The following is an 18,033-nucleotide window of genomic DNA, read 5'->3' as shown; positions in this document are numbered from 1 at the left end:
TCCGGTGACAGTAGAACCTTCCGACCGGTCTCCGTCAAGCCACACCGGCCCACGTGTCACATCAGCCTCAGTGCGACTGTTCCGTCACCGGTCGTGGCTGTTGTCCACGCCACCCGTCAGTGACATCCGACGGCCCGCCCGCCGGGCTGTGACCGCCGCCAACCCCGGTCCGAAGCAGGCCGGTCGCCCTGGTTTTCGGCTATCCTCGCGCCGTGACCGAACGCGCCCGCCCCATCGTCGGCCCCGACTATCTCGTCGCCGGCCGTTACCGCCTGCAGTCCAAACTCGGAGGCGGCGGTATGGGTGCGGTATGGCTCGCCACCGACCGGCTGCTCAACCGCGAGGTCGCCATCAAACAGGTGCTCACCACCGCGGGACTCAGCGAGGCCGAGGCGACCGAGGTGCGCAACCGGATCGTGCACGAGGGCCGCGTCGCGGCCAAGCTTTCGCACGAGCACGCCATCGCCGTCTACGACGTGGTGCTCGAGGCGGGCGAACCGTGGCTGGTGATGGAGTATCTGCCCTCGCGCAGCGTCGCCAAGGCGCTCGCGCTGGCCGACACCCTCTCCCCCATCGAGGTCGCGCAGATCGGTGCGCAGGTGGCCGATGCGCTGGCCGCCGCCCATGCCGCCGGGATCGTGCATCGCGACATCAAACCGGGCAACATCCTCGTCGCCGATCGGGGCTCCGAGGTGGGGATGGCCAAACTCAGCGACTTCGGTATCTCCAGTGCCGGTGAGGCTTTCGACGAACCGGAGGACTTGATCACCGGCACCCCGTCCTATCTGCCACCGGAGGTGGCGCGCGGTGCTCAGCCGGGCCCGGCCAGCGACGTATTCTCCCTCGGCGCAACGCTGTACACCGCGATCGAGGGGCATCCGCCGTACGGATTCGACGACGACAACGACGTCATCGTCACGCGCGCGGCGATGGCGCAGATCATTCCGCCCACTCGCAGCGGGCCGCTCACCCAGGTACTGCTGCACATGATGGAACCGGCGCCGCAGCGTCGCCCCACCATGGCCGAGGCGCGCGAGGAAATCCTCACCGCCGCATTCGGTCCCGGCACCGGGCCCTATATCCTCGGCGCCCCGATCCGTACCGACGACGGCACGATTCCGGCCTGGGCCGCCCGCAATTCGGCGGCCGGACTGCGCAGTCCGCATTCCGCGCCGCTGCCCCGCCCACCGCGCGTCGCCGCGGCCGGAGCCGTTGCGCAGCAACCGAAATTGGGGAAATCGAAGCTCGTCGACATCGACTTCACGAAGTTCGGGCCCAATGCCGCGCCGCTCGCGATCGCGGTGGGCCTGCTGATCGGACTGCTCATCCTGATCGTGGTGCTCGTCGCCGCGATGTAGGGCGACTCAGTCGATGCGCCGGCGGTGCGCCCAGCGCGTCAGCGCATTGCGGTTGGACTGCTGGGTTTTTCGCAGCACGTTGGAGGCATGGGTTTCCACCGTCTTCACCGAGATGAACAGGGTTTCGGCGATTTCGCGATAGGTGTAGCCGCGGGCCAGCAGGCGCAGCACCTCCAGTTCGCGCGGGGTCAGCGAATCCAGTTCCGGGTCCAGCGGGGGTTCGGGAGCCGGTGAGCGCCCGGTGAACGAGTCCAGCACGAAACCGGCCAGCCGCGGGCTGAACACCGCGTCGCCGCCCGCGACGCGCCGAATGCCTTCGGCCAGTTCGGAACCGGAGATGGTCTTGGTGACGTAACCGCGCGCGCCCGCACGGATCACCGCGATCACATCCTCGGCGGCGTCGGAGACGCTCAGCGCCAGGCATACCGGGCCGTTACCCGACGCCGAACCGTTCGGGCGATCGTCGATGCCCTGCAGTACCGCCACGCCCCCGCCGTCGGGCATGTGCACATCCAGCAGCACCACATCGGGTCGCGCGGCGTCGATCCCGGCCACGGCCTCGGCGACGGTACCCGCCTCCCCGACGACATCCATATCGGCTTCGCGGCTCAACTCCGCCCGCACCCCCGACCGGAACACGGCGTGGTCGTCGACCAGAAAAACCCGGATCGTCACAGTTCTCCTCACCTCGAGCCGGCCCGCTGCCGGGCGCGGCGGCGCCAACTCATCGGTACCACATCGCTGGTCGGGGTGCTCGGCACCGGCATCGAGGACGGCAGCCGCACCGTCCGTCCGAATTCTGTCCACTCCGCGGGTGGTCCGCTAGTGCGACCGGCGGGGGCCGGTCTCCGCGGTCTCCCCCCGCGGTCGTCCGGCCTCGGCCTGTTGCGGCTCGGCCTGTTGCGGCTCGGTCTGTTGCGGCTCGGCCTGTTGCGGCTCGGTCTGCTGCGGCTCGGCCTGTTGCGGGCCGCCCGGCGCACCGGCCAGGTCCGCATCGCCGGCGGTGGACATCTCGGTCTCGGCGCCGTCGAATCCGCCGGTTTCGCCCTGGCCTTCGGAATCCTTGCGGGGCATCATGATTCGCACCTCGGTGCCGCGACCGGGTGCGGTCTGCACCTCCACGGTGCCGCCGCGGCGTTCGATCCGGGCGTGAATGGATTTCGCCAGGCCCTGCCGGTCCGCCGGAACCGCGGCCGGGTCGAAACCGGTGCCGCGATCGCGCACGAAGATACTGACCTGATGCGGTTCCACCTCGGCGAAGACGTCGATGGTCGGCACCCCGGCATGTTTGGCGGCGTTGACCAGCGCCTCGCGGGTGGCGCCGAGCAGAGCGGTGAAATGTTCCTTCGGCAGGCCGAATCCGGTGTCGCCGACATCCATCGAGACGTCGCCGACGGTCACCGGGGTCACCTGGACCCCGTGCTGGTCCTCCACCTCACCGGCGATCGTGCGCAGGGCGGCGGCCAGGCTGGACTGTGCGGGCATGGAATCCTCGAACAACCACTTCCGCAGTTCCCGCTCCTGGCTGCGGGCCAGCCGGGCGACCTCCTGCGGGTCGTCGGCCTGCCGCTGGATCAGCGCCAGGGTCTGCAGGACCGAGTCGTGCAGATGTGAGGCGATCTCCTCGCGTTCCTCGTTACGGATGCGGGCCGAGCGTTCGGCATTGAGGGCGTGCATCATGCGCAGCCACAGTGGCACCGTCAGCAGGCCGACGCCGATCAGGGTGACCGCGACCGCGATCAGTGCCGACCCCAGCGAACTCAGGTTGATGCGGGCCAGCACCACCACGCCCAGCCCGACCACGATGAGCGTCGCCCCCGCCAGGATGCGAGTCCAGGTGAGCACGGTCGGGCGGGCGGGCAGACCCAGAATGGAACGCGGCCCCTCGGCGTCGAATTCGCGCCACACCAGCGCCGCACCGACGGCGACCACGATGATCGGCGCCACCACCCGCGCGGCGGTCCCGTTGAACAACCACGCCATCGAGACCGACAGTGCCAGCCCGAGCAGCACCAGCCCGACGGCCTGCCGCCGCTCGGACGCCGTGGGCGGCGGCCCGTCCGCACCGGAGGAGGTGAAGATCCACAGCAGCCCGTAGGCCACGATCCCCGCCCCCATCAAGGCCGACAGCAGGACGAACGCCATCCGCACCTTGAAGACGTCGACACCCAGATGGTCGGCGATACCGCCCGCGACGCCGCCGACGACCCGCCCACCGGATCGCCGCAGCAACCGCGGCTGCTCGAGGACCGGATCGGCACCCCGGCCGTCCGGCCCGAGACCGTCCACACCGGCGCGAGGCTCGAACCCCACGCGACCGTCGAACCCCGAACGCGCGTCGAATGCGGGCATGGACGGGTACATGCCTTCGATCCTGGCACGTCACCCCGACAACCGACCATCGGGAAATACCCGGATTCCCGATCTCGGGGTTGTCCGGTCCGGAACGGCCGCTAGGCCGGACCGGATTTTCGGGACGGCCTCGATCACCAGCGCGTATCGCGGACTGCCCGACATTTTCGCGGGTGCGGTCACCGTCCGGATTCCTACCGTCGATGGCGTCGCCCGCTGACGGCGGGCGACGCGCGTCCCGGTAGTCGTTTCGCCGCGGACAGCTGATCTCGCCGGTTCGCCCGGCGTGTACGGGGAGGAATTCATATGTCCATCACATCTGTCTACGCCGCCACCACGGCTCTCGCGCTGGCGCTGCTGCCGGCCACCGCCGCCTCGGCCGCGGGGCCGGGCGGTCACGAGAACACTTATCTGGCGCCGAACGGGTACAGCTTCACCGTGGGCCACCTCGATTACGCGGCCCATCCGGTGACCGCGTTGAACGGCATGCCCACCAATCGAGAAGTGTTCCTGGACAACACGTCCTACGCACGGATTCCGAGCGGCACCGCAACGTTGAAGGCGGGCTATTTCGTCGCGTGCGCGGTCGATATCGACCTCGGTTTCAGCGCCGATGCCTCGGCTTCGCTGAGCGCCGGAGCGACGATCAGCCCGGATCTCGTGGATCCGAGTGCGAGTGTGACGATCGGCCCGAGCGTCTCCGCCGGCATCGGGGTGAACGTGTCGGTCACGCCCGGGAAGATCACCGATGTCGAGGTGGGTCGGAAACATCTCGGCGCCGGGGAGACCGACTATCTCGTCAGCCGGGACTTCCATCTCATGGTGCAGGGGTGCGGCGGTCCGCTGACCATCCGCGCCTACAGCAGGATCGAGGTCTCCGCGGCAGAGGTCGACGGGAACGGCGCCGTCTTCGCGGATCCGACCGTGCTCTGAGTGGCGTATCCGGCGACCGTGCCGCCCCTACCGCGGCCGGTCCCTGCCGCGCACCGGACACAGCAGACTCCCAGCACCTTGCCAGTGATACTGGAGCTCGACTCGCGACGATCTTGGTGAAAATATCGCGGCGGACCGCGGTCCGCGCGCGGATCGCGCATGCTCGCGTCGAGGCTGCCGATCCGGGGAGTACATGTGCGCAAGTGGGTAATGGTCGCGGTGACGACGATCGGGGGATGCACCGTCGCCGCCACGCCGGCGATGGGCGCGTCCGCCGCGCACGAGCGCACGTACTCGGTACCGGAATTCACCTATACGGTGGGCAATTCCGATCAGCAGGCCGCTCCGATTCCGCCGCTGAACGGGATGCCCACCAACCGTGAGGTGCTGGTCGGCGGCACCTTCTACGGGCGGGTCGCGGCACCGGCGACCGGCAAGCTCCACGCCGGATATCTGGTGGCGTGCGCCGCCGAAATGGACGCCTCGCTGGCGATCCAGGCCGGACTGTCCGGATTCTCCGAACTCTCGGGCAATCTGTACGTCGCCCCGAGTCAGGTCAGCCCCGGCCTGTACTGGGATGTGGTCGACGGCACCGTCTCGGGTTCGGCCACCGTCAACACCACGCTGAAACCCGGGAAGGTGACCGATGTGAAGGTCGCGGACAAGGATCTGAAGGCCGATACCACCGGCACCCTGTACAGCCGCGATTTCCGCATCGAGGTCGACAACTGCGTCGGGCCGCTCACCGTCCAGCCCTACACCTCGATCAATGCCGACACTCCCGGTGACAGCGGGACCGGCATGATCCTGGGTGATCCCATCCAGATGTAGTTCAGGTTCGTTTTCAGGGTGAACCCCGATGCCATCCGATACTGCTCACGGCCACCATTGAGCTATGACCACAGCGAGCGGCGGGACCGGCGGCACGAGCCGGACGGGATTCAGCGAACAGCTCCAGCACCTGTGGCGGACGCGTCCGACACGGCTGCCGGGACAGAGCCCGGTCGCCGGCGTGGCGTCCGGATTCGGCCGTCGCTACGGCGTGGACCCGGTACTGATCCGGGTCGCGTTCGTGGTATCGACGATCTTCGGTGGTGCGGGCATCGTGTTGTATCTGGCGGCATGGTTGCTGCTGCCCCCGGCGGGTGACGCGGTATCCCCCGCGGAGGGCCTGATCAGCCGCGGACACAGTTCGCAATCGTCCACCAAGACCATCGTCCTGATCGTCGCCCTGGCGATCGCGGTCACCACCATGGGCCCGGTGGGAGTCGGACTCGGCGGCTCGGGGGTGATCAGTTTCGCCCTGATGGTGGCCGGTTGGTGGTTGCTCTACATGCGGCAGCCGGAACCACCGTTCGACGGCTCGTACCCGCTGACGGCCGAGGGCGGTATCGCGGCGACGGGATATCCGGGTGCGAGCTTCCCGGGCGGGTCGCCGTGGAGCGGAAGTCCGTACGGACCGTTCACCAAACTTCCCGACCACTACGAACCGGATCCGAACGGTGTTGCGGGCGGCCAGGTTCCGGCCATGCCCACACAACCCACAGACGACAACGCCTCGACGGCAACCGAACCGATCGGCGCAGCCACGGCCCCGCTGCGGGTCGATCCGGTCACGGTGACGCCGGAGAGTCCTCCGGACGAAGCACGCGCCGACTCGCCTGACACTGCGAGCTCAGCCGACGCAGCGACCGAAAGCATTGCGGCCGAAGGTGTTCCGGCGGAAGAGTCACGACCGGCTCCTTCCGCTTCCGAGGCCGATCCCGGTACCTCCGAACCCGTTGCCGCCGAATCGAACTCGCCCTCCGAGGAGATGGCCGAAGACGAAATGCCGGCCGACGATCGCCCCACGGTCGCGATGACCCGGCCGCTCCCCGTCGAATCCGAAGCGGCGGCAGCCGCCGACGAGCACACGGCCGAGGACGAGTCCGGCCCGGACGATTCCTCGGGCCCCGGCGGAAGCGCCCGTCCGACCCCGACACCGCCCCCCGGCCCGCGCCCGAGCGGCACGCGCCCGATCCCGGACCCGGCGCATATCGGCCCCACTCCGGCAGGCTGGGATCCGCTCGGCGTAGCACCGATGGCCTGGGATCTGCCCGCCCCCACGCAGGAACGCCCGGTCGCCGTCGTCCCGGCACAGCGGCCGCGGTCCCGGCTCACCCCGGTGGTGATCGGCCTGGCCGTTCTGGCGGCAGCGGCCGCGGGCGCGGTGGCCGCGGCCGGAGCGGATTGGATGACACCCGCGCGGATCGGCGCGGTCGCCCTGGCGGTGGTCGGTCTCGGTCTGATCGTCGGCGGCTTCCTGCGCCGCGGTTACGGCCTGATGGTGGTGCTCGCGCCGCTGGCCGGATTCGTCATCCTCGCCTCGATGGTCGGCCCGGTCGAATTCGATCGCGGGGCCATGGGCGACCACGTCTGGACCCCGGCCACGGCCGCCGATCTGGCTTCGGAATACAAGATCACCATGGGCTCGGGCACGCTCGATCTGCGCCAACTGCCCTTGACCGAGAATCGCACAGTCCACGTGAATGTGCAGATGGGCGACTTCCGGGTGCTGGTCCCCGAATCGATGCGCCTGCACGCCACCTGCAACGCCAGCATGGGCGATGTGTCCTGTCCGCAGGGGCCCACCGGGCCGGCCGACGGGCCGATTCTCACTCTCGACATCGATGTCCACGCCGGAAACGCGGAGGTGAAACGTGGCTGACAACGAAACGGCCGACACTCGGACCGACACTCGGCGCGGACCGTCGTTCTCGCTGCTGCTGGCCGGAATACTCGCCCTGCTGGTCAGCGTCTGGGCCTTCATCGGCCCCACATCCTGGCCCTTCCACAGTGCGGTCCCCGTGGGCTGGATCGTGGTGGGCGTCGCGGTGGTCGTGGGCATCGCCCTGGTGATCTCGCCGCGAAGGAAGAAATAGCGTCCGGAACACCGGAAAGAAGAAGGGGCCTTCCGGCCGATGCCGGAAGGCCCCTTCTGCGCTATCCGTCGAGACAGCCGCTCACTCCCATTCGATGGTCCCCGGCGGCTTGCTCGTCACATCGAGCACCACGCGATTGACCTCGGCCACCTCGTTGGTGATGCGGGTGGAAATGCGTTCGAGCACCTCGTAGGGCAGGCGGGTCCAGTCCGCGGTCATGGCGTCCTCGCTCGACACCGGCCGCAGCACGATCGGATGGCCGTAGGTGCGCCCGTCGCCCTGCACGCCGACACTGCGCACATCGGCCAGCAGGACCACCGGGCACTGCCAGATCTGCGCGTCCAGACCGGCGGCGGTCAGCTCCTCGCGCGCGATCGCGTCGGCCTGCCGCAAAGTTTCCAGCCGGTCCGGGGTGACCTCGCCGATGATCCGGATCGCCAGGCCCGGCCCCGGGAAGGGCTGGCGCGCAACGATGTCCTCGGGCAGCCCGACCTCACGGCCGACCGCGCGAACCTCGTCCTTGAACAGCAGTCGCAGCGGCTCGACCAGCTCGAATTCCAGATCCTCGGGCAGGCCGCCGACGTTGTGGTGGCTCTTGATGTTGGCGGTGCCGGAACCGCCGCCGGACTCCACCACGTCCGGGTACAGGGTGCCCTGCACCAGGAATTCGACCGCGGGTCCGTGGCCCTCGTCCTCGCCGGTGGACTTCACGACCTCGGCCACCGCATCCTCGAAGGAGCGGATGAACTCCCGGCCGATGATCTTGCGCTTCTCCTCGGGATCGGTGACGCCCTTCAGTTCACCGAGGAACTTCTCCACCGCGTCGACGGTCACCAGTTTGGCCCCGGTCGCGGCGACGAAGTCGCGCTGCACCTGCTCGCGCTCACCGGCCCGCAGCAGGCCATGGTCGACGAATACACAGGTCAGCCGGTCGCCGATGGCCCGCTGGACCAGCGCGGCCGCCACCGCGGAATCCACCCCGCCGGACAGCCCGCAGATCGCGTGCCCGTCGCCGATCTGCTCACGCACCTGCTCGACCAGCGCGTCGGCGATATTGGCCGGCGTCCAGGCCGCGGGGATGCCGGCGATTTCGTGCAGGAACCGGCTCAGCACCTGCTGGCCGTGCGGCGAATGCATCACCTCGGGGTGGTACTGCACACCGGCCAGCCGCCGGGCGCGATCTTCGAAAGCGGCGACCGGCGCACCGGCCGTCGTCCCCGTGACCTCGAAACCGGCCGGGGCATCGGTGACCGCGTCGCCGTGGCTCATCCACACCGGTTGCACCGTCGGCAGTCCGCCGTGCAGGACGCCACCGTCGATGTTCAGTTCGGTGCGGCCGTACTCGCGGGTGCCGGTGTGCGCGACCGTACCGCCGAGCGCCTGCGCCATCGCCTGGAAGCCGTAGCAGATGCCGAAGACCGGGATGTCGAGGTCGAACAGCCGCGGATCGAGCTGCGGCGCGCCCTCGGCGTACACGCTGGACGGGCCGCCGGACAGGATCACCGCCAGCGGCTGCCGATCGGCGATCTCCTCCACGGTCGCGGTATGCGGTACCACTTCCGAGTAGACACTGGATTCGCGCACGCGCCGCGCGATCAACTGCGCGTACTGCGCCCCGAAGTCGACGACGAGAACTGGTCGCTGGGTTTCTGCCACCCGCACAGTTTAGTGAGCGCATCGGCGCACCTCGAGGGCGGGCGAGCCTGCCGGTCGCGACGGTGACCGCCCCCACTCCGACGGTTCGACGCCGGTCGTAGCGACCGGTCCCGACCGGTGTCCGAAACGGCCTATCCGCCAACGCATATCCATGCTCTCCGGCCTCCGCGCCGATCGCGAAGGCGAAGCAGCGGTCGTCGGCGACCGCTATCCTCGTGCTCGTGCCATTCGCCCGCGCGATCGATGCCGAAATCCATTACGAGGATTCCGGCGGTCGTGGTCCCGTGGTGCTACTGGGGCACGAATTCTTCATGGACCGAACGATGTTCGCCTCGCAGGCGGCCGCGCTGTCACCGGAGTTCCGCATCGTCACCTGGGATGCGCGCGGACACGGACGCACCCGCGACGAGGGGCTGCCCTTCACCTATTGGACGGCGGCCCGCGACGCCCTGACCGTGCTGGATCAGCTCGGCGTCGAACGCGCGGTGGTCGGCGGCACCTCACAGGGCGGATTCAGCGCCATGCGCACCGCGCTGCTCGCTCCCGAACGGGTGGCCGCGCTGATCCTGATCTCCACCGAGGCACACAGCCCCACCCCGCAGGAACTCGCGACCTCGCGCCGCTTCCTGGACCGCTGGCGGGAGCCGAATATCCGGCATGTCCTCGCGGAGCATATGGCGCACTGGCTGATCGGAGACGACGCCTGGCACCGGTCGGTGTGGACCAAGCGATGGCTGGCGCGCGACCCGCACGAACTCGAGGCCGCGGCCGGATGCCTGCTCGCCCGCGACTCGATCCTGCATCGGCTGTCCGAAATCACCTGTCCCGCACTGGTCATCCATCCCACGCGAGCCGGCATCCCGCGCGCGCACGCGCTGGAAATGGCGCGCCGGCTGGCCGGATCGCGGTTCTGCGAAATCGAAGATGCGCGTCAGGCGGTCAATATGACCCACCCCGCGCAGGTCAATGCCGCGATTCGCGACTTCCTGCGCGGGGATGTGCTGACCCGGCTCAACTGATCCGGGTCACGGCGCGAGATTCTCAGGCCCGCACGCTGAGGCCGACCCGCTGGAATTCCTTCAGATCGCAGTATCCGGCCTTGGCCATCGAACGACGCAGGCCGCCAACGAGATTCACCGACCCCCACGGATCGCTGGACGGACCGTACAGCACCTTCTCCAGGGTCGGCTGCTCGTCCGGCTCGGCGAACTGCAGCAGCGCGCCGCGGGGCACCGACGGATGCGCGGCCGCCGAGGGCCAGTACCAGCCGCGGCCGGGCGCGTCCTGCGCCAGCGCCAGCGGCACACCCAGCATCGCCGCATCCGCACCGCAGGCGATGGCCTTGGCCAGCTGGCCGGAGGAGACGATGTCACCGTCGGCGATCACGTGGACGTAGCGACCGCCGGTCTCGTCGAGGTAGTCGCGGCGCGCGGCGGCGGCGTCGGCGATCGCGGTCGCCATCGGGACGCCGATACCGAGCACCTCACCGGTGGTGGTGGCGCCGGGCATCGAGCCGTAACCGACGATCACGCCGGCGGCGCCGGTGCGCATCAGATGCAGGGCGGTGCGATGATCGCTGACGCCACCGGCCACCACCGGCACATCCAGTTCGGCGATGAAGGTCTTGAGGTTCAGCGGTTCCACCGACGAACCGGTGTCTTCCGCCGGCACCGCGCTCGCGCCGCCGACGTGTTCGGCGGAGATGATGGTGCCGTGGACGACCAGCAGGTCGATGCCGGCCTGCACCAGGCTCGGGGTCAGGGCGCGCGCGTTCTGCGGGCTCACCCGCACCGCGACCGTCACCCCGGCGGCACGCACCTGCGCGACCGCGGCGGCCAGCAGATCGGGCTGCATCGGCGCGGCGTGCAGTTCCTGCAGCAGTTCGACCGCGGCCTCGGGCCCCTTGTGCTCGGCCACCTCGACCAGCTGCTCGATGCGCGCGCTCACATCGGCGTGCCGGGCCCAGAGTCCCTCGCCGTTGATGACGCCCAGCCCGCCGAGGCGGCCCAGCTCGATCGCGAATTCCGGCGACACCAGCGCATCGGTCGGATGCGCGACCACGGGGATGTCGAATCGGTAGGCATCCAGCTGCCATGCCAGCGACACCTGCTTCGACGACCGGGTGCGCCGCGAGGGGACGATGTCGACATCGTCCAGCTCATAGGTACGCCGGGCGGTCCGACCCATCCCGATCTCGACCATGTCCCGCACTGATGTCTCTCCTTAGTGTGTGCTGCCACGCCCGTGTGTGCGACGAACTTGCGCGCGCCGGCGTCACGACGTCGCGGCGATTTCACGCCGACGCGCGTCCATCCTCCCAGTTCCCGGCGTACGCCATACGCCGGGGGCGGCCGTGTCGGACGGCAGGCGCGGAGAACGGCCGAGCGTGGTGACACATCGACACGACCGACCGGAATCTCATGAACCGCGAGGGCCGGCTCGTCCCGCCGACACCCCTTGTCCCCGAAGCACTTCCGTCATCCGCGGCACAGCGCCGGACTTCCCGACCCGGAAGCCTGCCGTGCGGACCCGATCCGCGGGGCCTCCGATGTTCGGAAAGCCGCCGCGGCGACGGTGTGCACCGAGTGACGGGGCTTCGGCCCCTCGCTCCTACTTGCCGCGGCCGGTGTAGTTCGGGGCCTCGACCGTCATGGTGATGTCGTGCGGGTGGCTCTCCTTGAGGCCCGCCGCGGTGATCTGCACGAACTGCGCCTGCTGCAGATCGGAGATCGACTGTGAGCCGGTGTAACCCATGGCCGCGCGCAGACCGCCCACCAGCTGATGGATGACCTGGTTCACCGGACCGCGGAAGGGCACCCGCCCCTCGATGCCCTCGGGCACCAGCTTGTCCTCGGCCAGCACGTCGTCCTGGAAGTAGCGGTCCTTGGAGTAGGACTTGCCCTGTCCGCGTCCCTGCATGGCGCCCAGCGAACCCATGCCGCGATAGCTCTTGAACTGCTTGCCGCCCACCAGGATCAGTTCGCCCGGGGATTCGGCGGTTCCGGCGAGCAGCGAACCGAGCATGACCGTCGACGCACCGGCGGCGATGGCCTTGGCGACATCGCCGGAGAACTGGATGCCACCGTCGGCGATCACCGGCACGTCGGCGGCGCGGCACGCGGCCACGGCCTCGAGAATCGCGGTGATCTGCGGGGCGCCGACGCCGGCGACCACGCGGGTGGTACAGATCGAGCCGGGGCCGACACCCACCTTGACCGCGTCGGCGCCGGCCTCGACCAGTGCCGCCGCACCCTCGCGGGTGGCGATATTGCCGCCGACGACCTGGATCCGGTCGCCGACCTCGTTCTTGACCTTGGCGACCATCTGCAGCACCTGGGCCTGATGGCCGTGCGCGGTATCGACGATCAGCACGTCGACCCCGGCGTCGGCCAGGCTCATCGCGCGCGACCAGGAGTCCTCACCGACACCGACCGCCGCGCCGACCAGCAGACGGCCGTCGCGGTCCTTGGTGGCGTTCGGGTACTGGTCGGTCTTGACGAAGTCCTTGACGGTGATCAGCCCGCGCAGCCGGCCGTTGCCGTCGACGATCGGAAGCTTCTCGATCTTGTGCCGGCGCAGCAGGCCGAGGGCGGCCTCCGCGGTGACACCCTCCTGGGCGGTGATCAGCGGCGCCTTGGTCATCACATCGGCGACCCGGCGGTTCTGATCGACCTCGAACCGCATGTCGCGGTTGGTGATGATGCCGACCAGCGCGCCGGTCTCGTCCACCACGGGCAGACCCGAGATGCGGAACCGCGCACACATGGCGTCGACCTCGGCGAGAGTGTCGGACGGGCGGCAGGTGACCGGGTCGGTGACCATTCCGGCCTCGGACCGCTTCACCGTCTCCACCTGAGCGGCCTGATCGGCGGCCGACAGATTGCGGTGCAACACGCCCATACCGCCGGCGCGGGCCATGGCGATCGCCATCCGCGCCTCGGTGACGGTATCCATCGCCGAACTCACCAGCGGGGTGCGCAGGGTGATCTCGCGGGTCAGCCGGCTGGAGGTCTCGACCGAGCTGGGGATCAGATCGGAAGCGGCCGGCAGCAACAGCACGTCGTCGAACGTGAGGCCGAGCATGGCGATCTTGTTCGGATCGTCACCACCCGTATGCGGGCGGACGGCTCGTTCGCCCATCACGGGACTACTCATCTGATCGACCCCTCCTGGACCTCGAAAGCACCGATACGGCACTCCGGCCCGCATTCCGCGGGACCTCGGTACCGATCGAGAACAGCTGATGGATGGTGGAGCCGAAGCGTGCTACCCGGCGCCTGTGTATCCATGGTATCGGCCGCCTGCGGGGGCGACCTCGTCGCCTCCGACACAGTGGTGGACGAGGGTGACAGCCGCGCAACAAGCGCGTCAAAATGCCTTCAGCGCTGGCGCGGAGGGGGTGGTTCTGCGTACCGTGGGATTGTGCGTGACCATCTACCACCTGGCCTGCCGCCGGACCCCTTCGCCGGAGATCCCTCCGACCCGTCGGCCGCGCTCGATGCCATTGAGCCTGGGGAGCCGCTGGACCCCCATGAGCGCCTAGCGGTCGAAGAGGATCTCGCCGATCTCGCGGTGTACGAGGCGCTGCTGTCCCATCGGGGCATCCGCGGTCTCGTGGTGAGCTGTGAGGATTGCCGGCAGGACCACTACCACGATTGGGACATGCTGCGCGCCAACCTGCTGCAACTGCTGGTCGACGGCACGGTCCGCCCGCACGAGCCCGCCTACGATCCGACGCCGGAGGCCTACGTGACGTGGGACTACTGCCGCGGATACGCGGATGCCTCGATGAACGAAGCCCTGCACGGCGACGGATTCGACGGCTTCGACGCCTGATCCGTTCTGCAACAGCCGCGTAGTGCTCGCGCCGGCGTCGCCGCGCGCAGGTCAGGCGTGTGAGTTTCCGCACTTCTGCCGAGAATTACTTCTGCCGAGAATTCCGGCGCGCACACCTACCCCGGAAAACACGAATCCGACCGCCGGAATCGGCGATCGGTTCTCGTATCGGATATGTCGTCCAGCCGGAGATGTCGCTCCTGCCGGAGATGTCGTTCTAGCCGATGCCGGTGTGCAATCCCCCACCGGCCGGCGGCACCACCACGGTCGGCGCCGAGGGCACCGACGGGCGGACCGGCGCGACGGTCTGCTGCGGCTGTGTCGGCGGGACCACCGCCCCTCCGCCGATGGTGGTCGGCGAATTGGCGGTGGGCTGATTCGTCGGCGGCTGCTGCTGTGTCGGCGGCTGCTCGTTGGTCGGCGGCTGCTGCTGTGTCGGCGGCTGCTCGTGCGTCGGCGGCTCGGCAGTCGTCGGCGGTTGCTGCTGCTGTTGCGTCGGCGGCTTCGAACCACTCCCCGGCTCGCTGCCCGGCGTGCCCGGTACGGAACCGTTCGCTCCGGTTTCGGGCGCGGTCTGGCTGCGCATGATCTCCGGTCCCGGAGTGTTCTGCTTGGAACCACTGCTCTCGTGCTGGCCCTGGCCCGGGTTGGCGGACTGTCCCGGCGTCGTCGGCGCGACCACGGTCGGAGTGGTCGGCGTCGTATTGGCCTTCGGCTCCAGCGACTCCAGCGCGGCGGCCACCTGAGGTGCGGTGGTCTTCAGCTGATCCAGCAGATGCTGCCAGCGCAGCTGCAGATCCTGCTTGCGCGAATTGTCGTCGACCTGGGTCGTGTTGGTGGAAGCGCTCTCCAACAGTGCCTTGGCCTGTTCCGGGTGTCCCTGGTCGATCAGCGTCTGCGCCTTGGTCATATCGTCGTCGGCGCGCTGGGCGATCGTGGTCTGCGCCTGCTGGCTGAACACGACCTCCTTCACCCGCCACAACGGATCACCCGGCTGCGCGCCGTAGGAGAACGCCGTCGTCCCGCCCGCGATCACCGCGACCGCGGCCGCGGCGCCCATCAACGGACGTACCAGTCGCAATCTGCCGCGGCGATGGGCGTTGACCCTCGCCTCCCGCGCTCCGATCTCCTGGTTGACGGCCGCGACCACGGCGTCCAGATCGGGACCGGCCGGCATCGGAGTCTCGACGATATCGGCCCGCCAATTCGCGAGCAGGCTCGCGAGCTGATACTCCTCGGCACTGTCGGTCGCGACGGGACCGTCGCCGGCGATGGCGTCGATCAGCGCATCGTCGCGGCGTACCGCTGCGATATCCACCGGCCCGGAATCACCGGACTCCCCGGATGCCTCGGCATAGGGACCGCTGTTCGGCGATCCAAGCCGCGCCTTCCAGTCGCCCCGACCGCGCTCGCCATCCCTAGCCATACATTTCACCTGCCCTCGCCACTTGTGACTTGAGTTTCGCGAGCGCCCGATGCTGAGCCACTCGTATAGCTCCCGCCGTACTGCCCACGGCGACAGCAGTTTCTTCTGCTGACAAACCCATGACCAAACGCAGGATCAGGATCTCTCGATGCTTCTCCGGTAGCGTGGCCAGCAGACTGTTCATCTGCCGGCTCGTTTCGGATTCGAGAGCGCGCTGCTCCGGCCCCTGGTCGGTGGATATGACATCTGGTACTTCGGCCATCGCGTCCGCCTTGTTACGGGCGGCGTTGCGATGAGCGTCGGCGACCTTGTGCGAGGCGATTCCGTACACGAAAGCCATGAACGGCCGCCCCTGGTCCTGGTAACGCGGCAGGGCGGTCATCACAGCCAAGCAGACCTCCTGCGCCACGTCGTCCGCGGAGAGCTGCCCACGCTCCGCGGAACCGATCCGCGCACGGCAATAGCGAACTACCAGCGGGCGGATGATTTCCAGTACCTGGGCTAAAGCGGAACGGTCGCCCTGAGCTGCAGCAGCTACGGCGGCGTCCAACTCCTCGCCCGAGTGCGTCATCGTCAGAGATATTCCTGGCGTTACAAGTGGCACGGCCGGATTTCGACCGGTGCTTCCACCGGTCGGTGGAACGGAACCAACAATAGCGGCTCAGCTATGTGAGTCGGACAACATGGGGGATCACTGCTCACCCGATTTCCGGACCGAGCCGCAGCCGACCGCCCCGACCAGCCAGGATCTGCGCGTACGCCCCCGATTCCGCGGCCGCGCGGCGGGCCGCGTCCGGCTCGCACACCCCCGCTCGCAACATCGCGGCGGCCCAGCGCAGCGGCAGCAATCCGTGTGCGGCGCAGTCGGAATCGACCAGCTCGGCTACGGCGCGGCTGCGATCGATGTCACCCTCGCCCGCGGCCGCGGCGGCCACCAGCAGCCGCGACTTCACTTGATGCCGAACCGATCCCATCCGCTCGGCCGCGGCCACCGCCGCCTCGGCATGAGCCAGGGCAGGCTCGGCGACCAGTCCCATACCGGGTGCGGCGAGGGCGGTTTCGGCGCTGACCCAATGCCAGCGCACCAGGATTCGCAGATCCGCGGGCGCGCGATCGATTTCGTCGCGGCAGCGCCGCAGCAATCGCGCGGACACCTGTGGCTGCCCGGTCCCGAGCGCGTCCGCGGCCAATCCGGTGAGCGCGTCGCAGATCGCCGCGGCGCGCATCGGATCGGCTGCCCGCCCCACCGGCAGGTTCGCGACCAGCGCCGCCGCCCGCCCGTCCGGAATCGCCGCGCGCGCGTGCCGGCCGAGTTGGCGCAGCAGCGATGCCTCGGTGGAGGCCAGCAGCGAGCCGAGTATCGGATCCCTGGTCAGCCGGGCGGCGCGGAGCAATTCGGTGCGCGCCGCCGCATATCGCCCCTGACCACCGAGGACGACCGCCCGCAGCCAGGTTCCGGCGGGATCGGTGGCGGCGGGAAGATCCGCGGGCGCGATCCCGGGGCGGGCGCCGAACGCCGCGTCGACCAGCACGGGTGCGCTCCCGGAGTCCAGCAACCCGCCGATTCGCGGGGACAAATCCAACACCAGCGCACCTTATCCGGACGAGTGTGGCACCCCACACCGCGCACGGGCTATTTCTCAGCGAAAAATCGGCGGCCCCGTGTTTCCATCACGTAAATCTGCAACGAGCTAACCGCCGGCGCACCGAAGCGAAATTCGCATGCTTTTCGGATTATTAACCTGCCCGCCCCGACTCGGCCATCCAGACTTCTTCCATGCCACCGGGACCAGTGTGCCACATCACATATCACACTCCCCAGCGTTGGCAAGTACAACAGGTCATTTCTCCCGCTAAGCACCGCGTGAACTGGGAAAATGCGAGAATCTACGGACACGTCGCAATACTCGCGAAACAAGTCAACCGGCCAGTATCGCTTTCCCGGTCCGGAAAGTAAACAGCGTGCAGGTTAAATCTGAGATCTGCCGGAATTGCGATCACTGTCGACGTATCTATTGACGTGATTTCACTGTGCGACCTAACGTACTTCATCGCCGTCGTCGGCGCCGCGCGAAATTGCGGCGACCGCGTACTGCGATCGCCGGAGATCGGCGATACGGTCCGAGCCCGATCTCGGCGAGGTCACTGTCGCCCCCGCCCAGGGTCCGGACAGACCGCTGCTGACAAGCACCGCTCGACAACGCCGACGAGCTCGCACCATGAGGAGTTCACCATGCCCATGCCCACCCACCTCCCCGGTCCCAACGCCGACATCTGGGATTGGCAGATGCGCGGCTCCTGCCGCGGTGTGGACTCCTCCGTCTTCTTCCATCCCGACGGCGAGCGCGGACGCGCGCGCACCCAGCGGGAGTTGCGCGCCAAGGAGATCTGCCGGACCTGCCCGGTGCTCATGCAGTGCCGCAGCCACGCCCTGAAGGTCAGCGAGCCGTACGGCATCTGGGGCGGCATGTCGGAGACCGAACGCGAGCTCCACGCCCGGCGCAATCGCCGCCGGATGGCCGTCTGACCGGCGCACGCGAAATTCGGTCGC

The 18,033-nt window shown here is 68.8% G+C and carries 16 protein-coding genes; 8 read left to right on the top strand and 8 right to left on the bottom strand.

Features of this window, described 5'->3' with window-relative positions; all coding sequences use genetic code 11:
• The first annotated feature begins 212 nt into the window (after positions 1-212).
• Positions 213-1,358, top strand: coding sequence for a serine/threonine-protein kinase (locus ON23_RS04890; RefSeq protein ID WP_039776633.1), 1,146 nt, complete (start codon positions 213-215; stop codon positions 1,356-1,358).
• A gap of 6 nt (positions 1,359-1,364) precedes the next feature.
• On the opposite strand, the gene ON23_RS04885 is transcribed toward ON23_RS04890, so the two are convergent.
• Entirely contained in the window at positions 1,365-2,027 is a 663-nt protein-coding gene (locus ON23_RS04885) for a response regulator (protein ID WP_036498325.1), read from the bottom strand.
• Positions 2,028-2,180: 153 nt separating this feature from the next.
• The gene (locus tag ON23_RS04880) at positions 2,181-3,722 is read right to left on the bottom strand and encodes an ATP-binding protein (protein WP_174376458.1); all 1,542 of its coding nucleotides are present in this window, start codon (positions 3,720-3,722) and stop codon (positions 2,181-2,183) included.
• 294 nt (positions 3,723-4,016) lie between these two features.
• Between ON23_RS04880 and ON23_RS04875 the strand changes: the two genes are divergently transcribed.
• The 4 genes from ON23_RS04875 (at position 4,017) to ON23_RS04860 (ending at position 7,564) form a co-directional block, all read left to right on the top strand.
• Positions 4,017-4,643 carry an MspA family porin gene (locus tag ON23_RS04875; RefSeq protein WP_039776632.1) on the top strand — a complete coding sequence of 209 codons (627 nt, stop codon included), beginning with the start codon at positions 4,017-4,019 and terminating at the stop codon, positions 4,641-4,643.
• A gap of 195 nt (positions 4,644-4,838) precedes the next feature.
• Positions 4,839-5,474 (top strand): MspA family porin, encoded by a 636-nt coding sequence (locus tag ON23_RS04870; RefSeq protein ID WP_157170165.1) that lies wholly within the window; start codon positions 4,839-4,841, stop codon positions 5,472-5,474.
• A gap of 64 nt (positions 5,475-5,538) precedes the next feature.
• Complete coding sequence (locus ON23_RS04865) at positions 5,539-7,350, top strand: PspC domain-containing protein (protein WP_039776629.1); 1,812 nt, start codon at positions 5,539-5,541, stop codon at positions 7,348-7,350.
• Positions 7,343-7,564: a hypothetical protein gene (locus ON23_RS04860; protein ID WP_039776628.1), complete on the top strand. Its 222-nt coding sequence runs from the start codon at positions 7,343-7,345 to the stop codon at positions 7,562-7,564. Before ON23_RS04865 ends, ON23_RS04860 begins: the two co-directional genes overlap by 8 nt.
• A gap of 81 nt (positions 7,565-7,645) precedes the next feature.
• On the opposite strand, the gene guaA is transcribed toward ON23_RS04860, so the two are convergent.
• Positions 7,646-9,226, bottom strand: coding sequence for a glutamine-hydrolyzing GMP synthase (guaA, locus tag ON23_RS04855; protein WP_373282165.1), 1,581 nt, complete (start codon positions 9,224-9,226; stop codon positions 7,646-7,648).
• A 215-nt stretch (positions 9,227-9,441) separates the two neighbouring features.
• On the opposite strand from guaA, the gene ON23_RS04850 reads away from it, so the two are divergent.
• Positions 9,442-10,239, top strand: a complete 798-nt coding sequence (locus ON23_RS04850) for an alpha/beta fold hydrolase (protein ID WP_039776690.1) — start codon at positions 9,442-9,444, stop codon at positions 10,237-10,239.
• 22 nt (positions 10,240-10,261) lie between these two features.
• Here the strand turns inward: ON23_RS04850 and ON23_RS04845 are convergent, their stop codons facing one another.
• Both ON23_RS04845 and guaB read right to left on the bottom strand, forming a co-directional pair.
• Positions 10,262-11,431 (bottom strand): GuaB3 family IMP dehydrogenase-related protein, encoded by a 1,170-nt coding sequence (locus ON23_RS04845; protein ID WP_039776626.1) that lies wholly within the window; start codon positions 11,429-11,431, stop codon positions 10,262-10,264.
• Positions 11,432-11,830: 399 nt separating this feature from the next.
• Entirely contained in the window at positions 11,831-13,429 is a 1,599-nt protein-coding gene (guaB, locus tag ON23_RS04840) for an IMP dehydrogenase (protein WP_373282164.1), read from the bottom strand.
• Positions 13,430-13,642: 213 nt separating this feature from the next.
• Between guaB and ON23_RS04835 the strand changes: the two genes are divergently transcribed.
• Positions 13,643-14,056, top strand: coding sequence for a DUF5319 domain-containing protein (locus ON23_RS04835; protein WP_025347353.1), 414 nt, complete (start codon positions 13,643-13,645; stop codon positions 14,054-14,056).
• A gap of 217 nt (positions 14,057-14,273) precedes the next feature.
• On the opposite strand, the gene ON23_RS04830 is transcribed toward ON23_RS04835, so the two are convergent.
• The 3 genes from ON23_RS04830 to ON23_RS04820 form a co-directional block, all read right to left on the bottom strand.
• Positions 14,274-15,482 carry an anti-sigma-D factor RsdA gene (locus tag ON23_RS04830; RefSeq protein ID WP_083903697.1) on the bottom strand — a complete coding sequence of 403 codons (1,209 nt, stop codon included), beginning with the start codon at positions 15,480-15,482 and terminating at the stop codon, positions 14,274-14,276.
• Positions 15,475-16,053 (bottom strand): sigma-70 family RNA polymerase sigma factor, encoded by a 579-nt coding sequence (locus ON23_RS04825; RefSeq protein ID WP_030513512.1) that lies wholly within the window; start codon positions 16,051-16,053, stop codon positions 15,475-15,477. Before ON23_RS04825 ends, ON23_RS04830 begins: the two co-directional genes overlap by 8 nt.
• Before the next feature lie 127 nt (positions 16,054-16,180).
• Positions 16,181-17,068: a hypothetical protein gene (locus ON23_RS04820; RefSeq protein WP_223273389.1), complete on the bottom strand. Its 888-nt coding sequence runs from the start codon at positions 17,066-17,068 to the stop codon at positions 16,181-16,183.
• A 647-nt stretch (positions 17,069-17,715) separates the two neighbouring features.
• On the opposite strand from ON23_RS04820, the gene ON23_RS04815 reads away from it, so the two are divergent.
• On the top strand, positions 17,716-18,009 hold the full coding sequence (locus ON23_RS04815; protein ID WP_030513510.1) for a WhiB family transcriptional regulator: 294 nt from the start codon (positions 17,716-17,718) through the stop codon (positions 18,007-18,009).
• Positions 18,010-18,033: the final 24 nt, after the last annotated feature.

It is taken from the genome of Nocardia cerradoensis NBRC 101014, from assembly GCF_000308535.1.
Taxonomy (GTDB): Bacteria; Actinomycetota; Actinomycetes; order Mycobacteriales; family Mycobacteriaceae; genus Nocardia; species Nocardia cerradoensis.
Note: the sequence above shows the minus strand (reverse complement) of the source record. Positions and strands in the feature narration are given on the sequence as shown.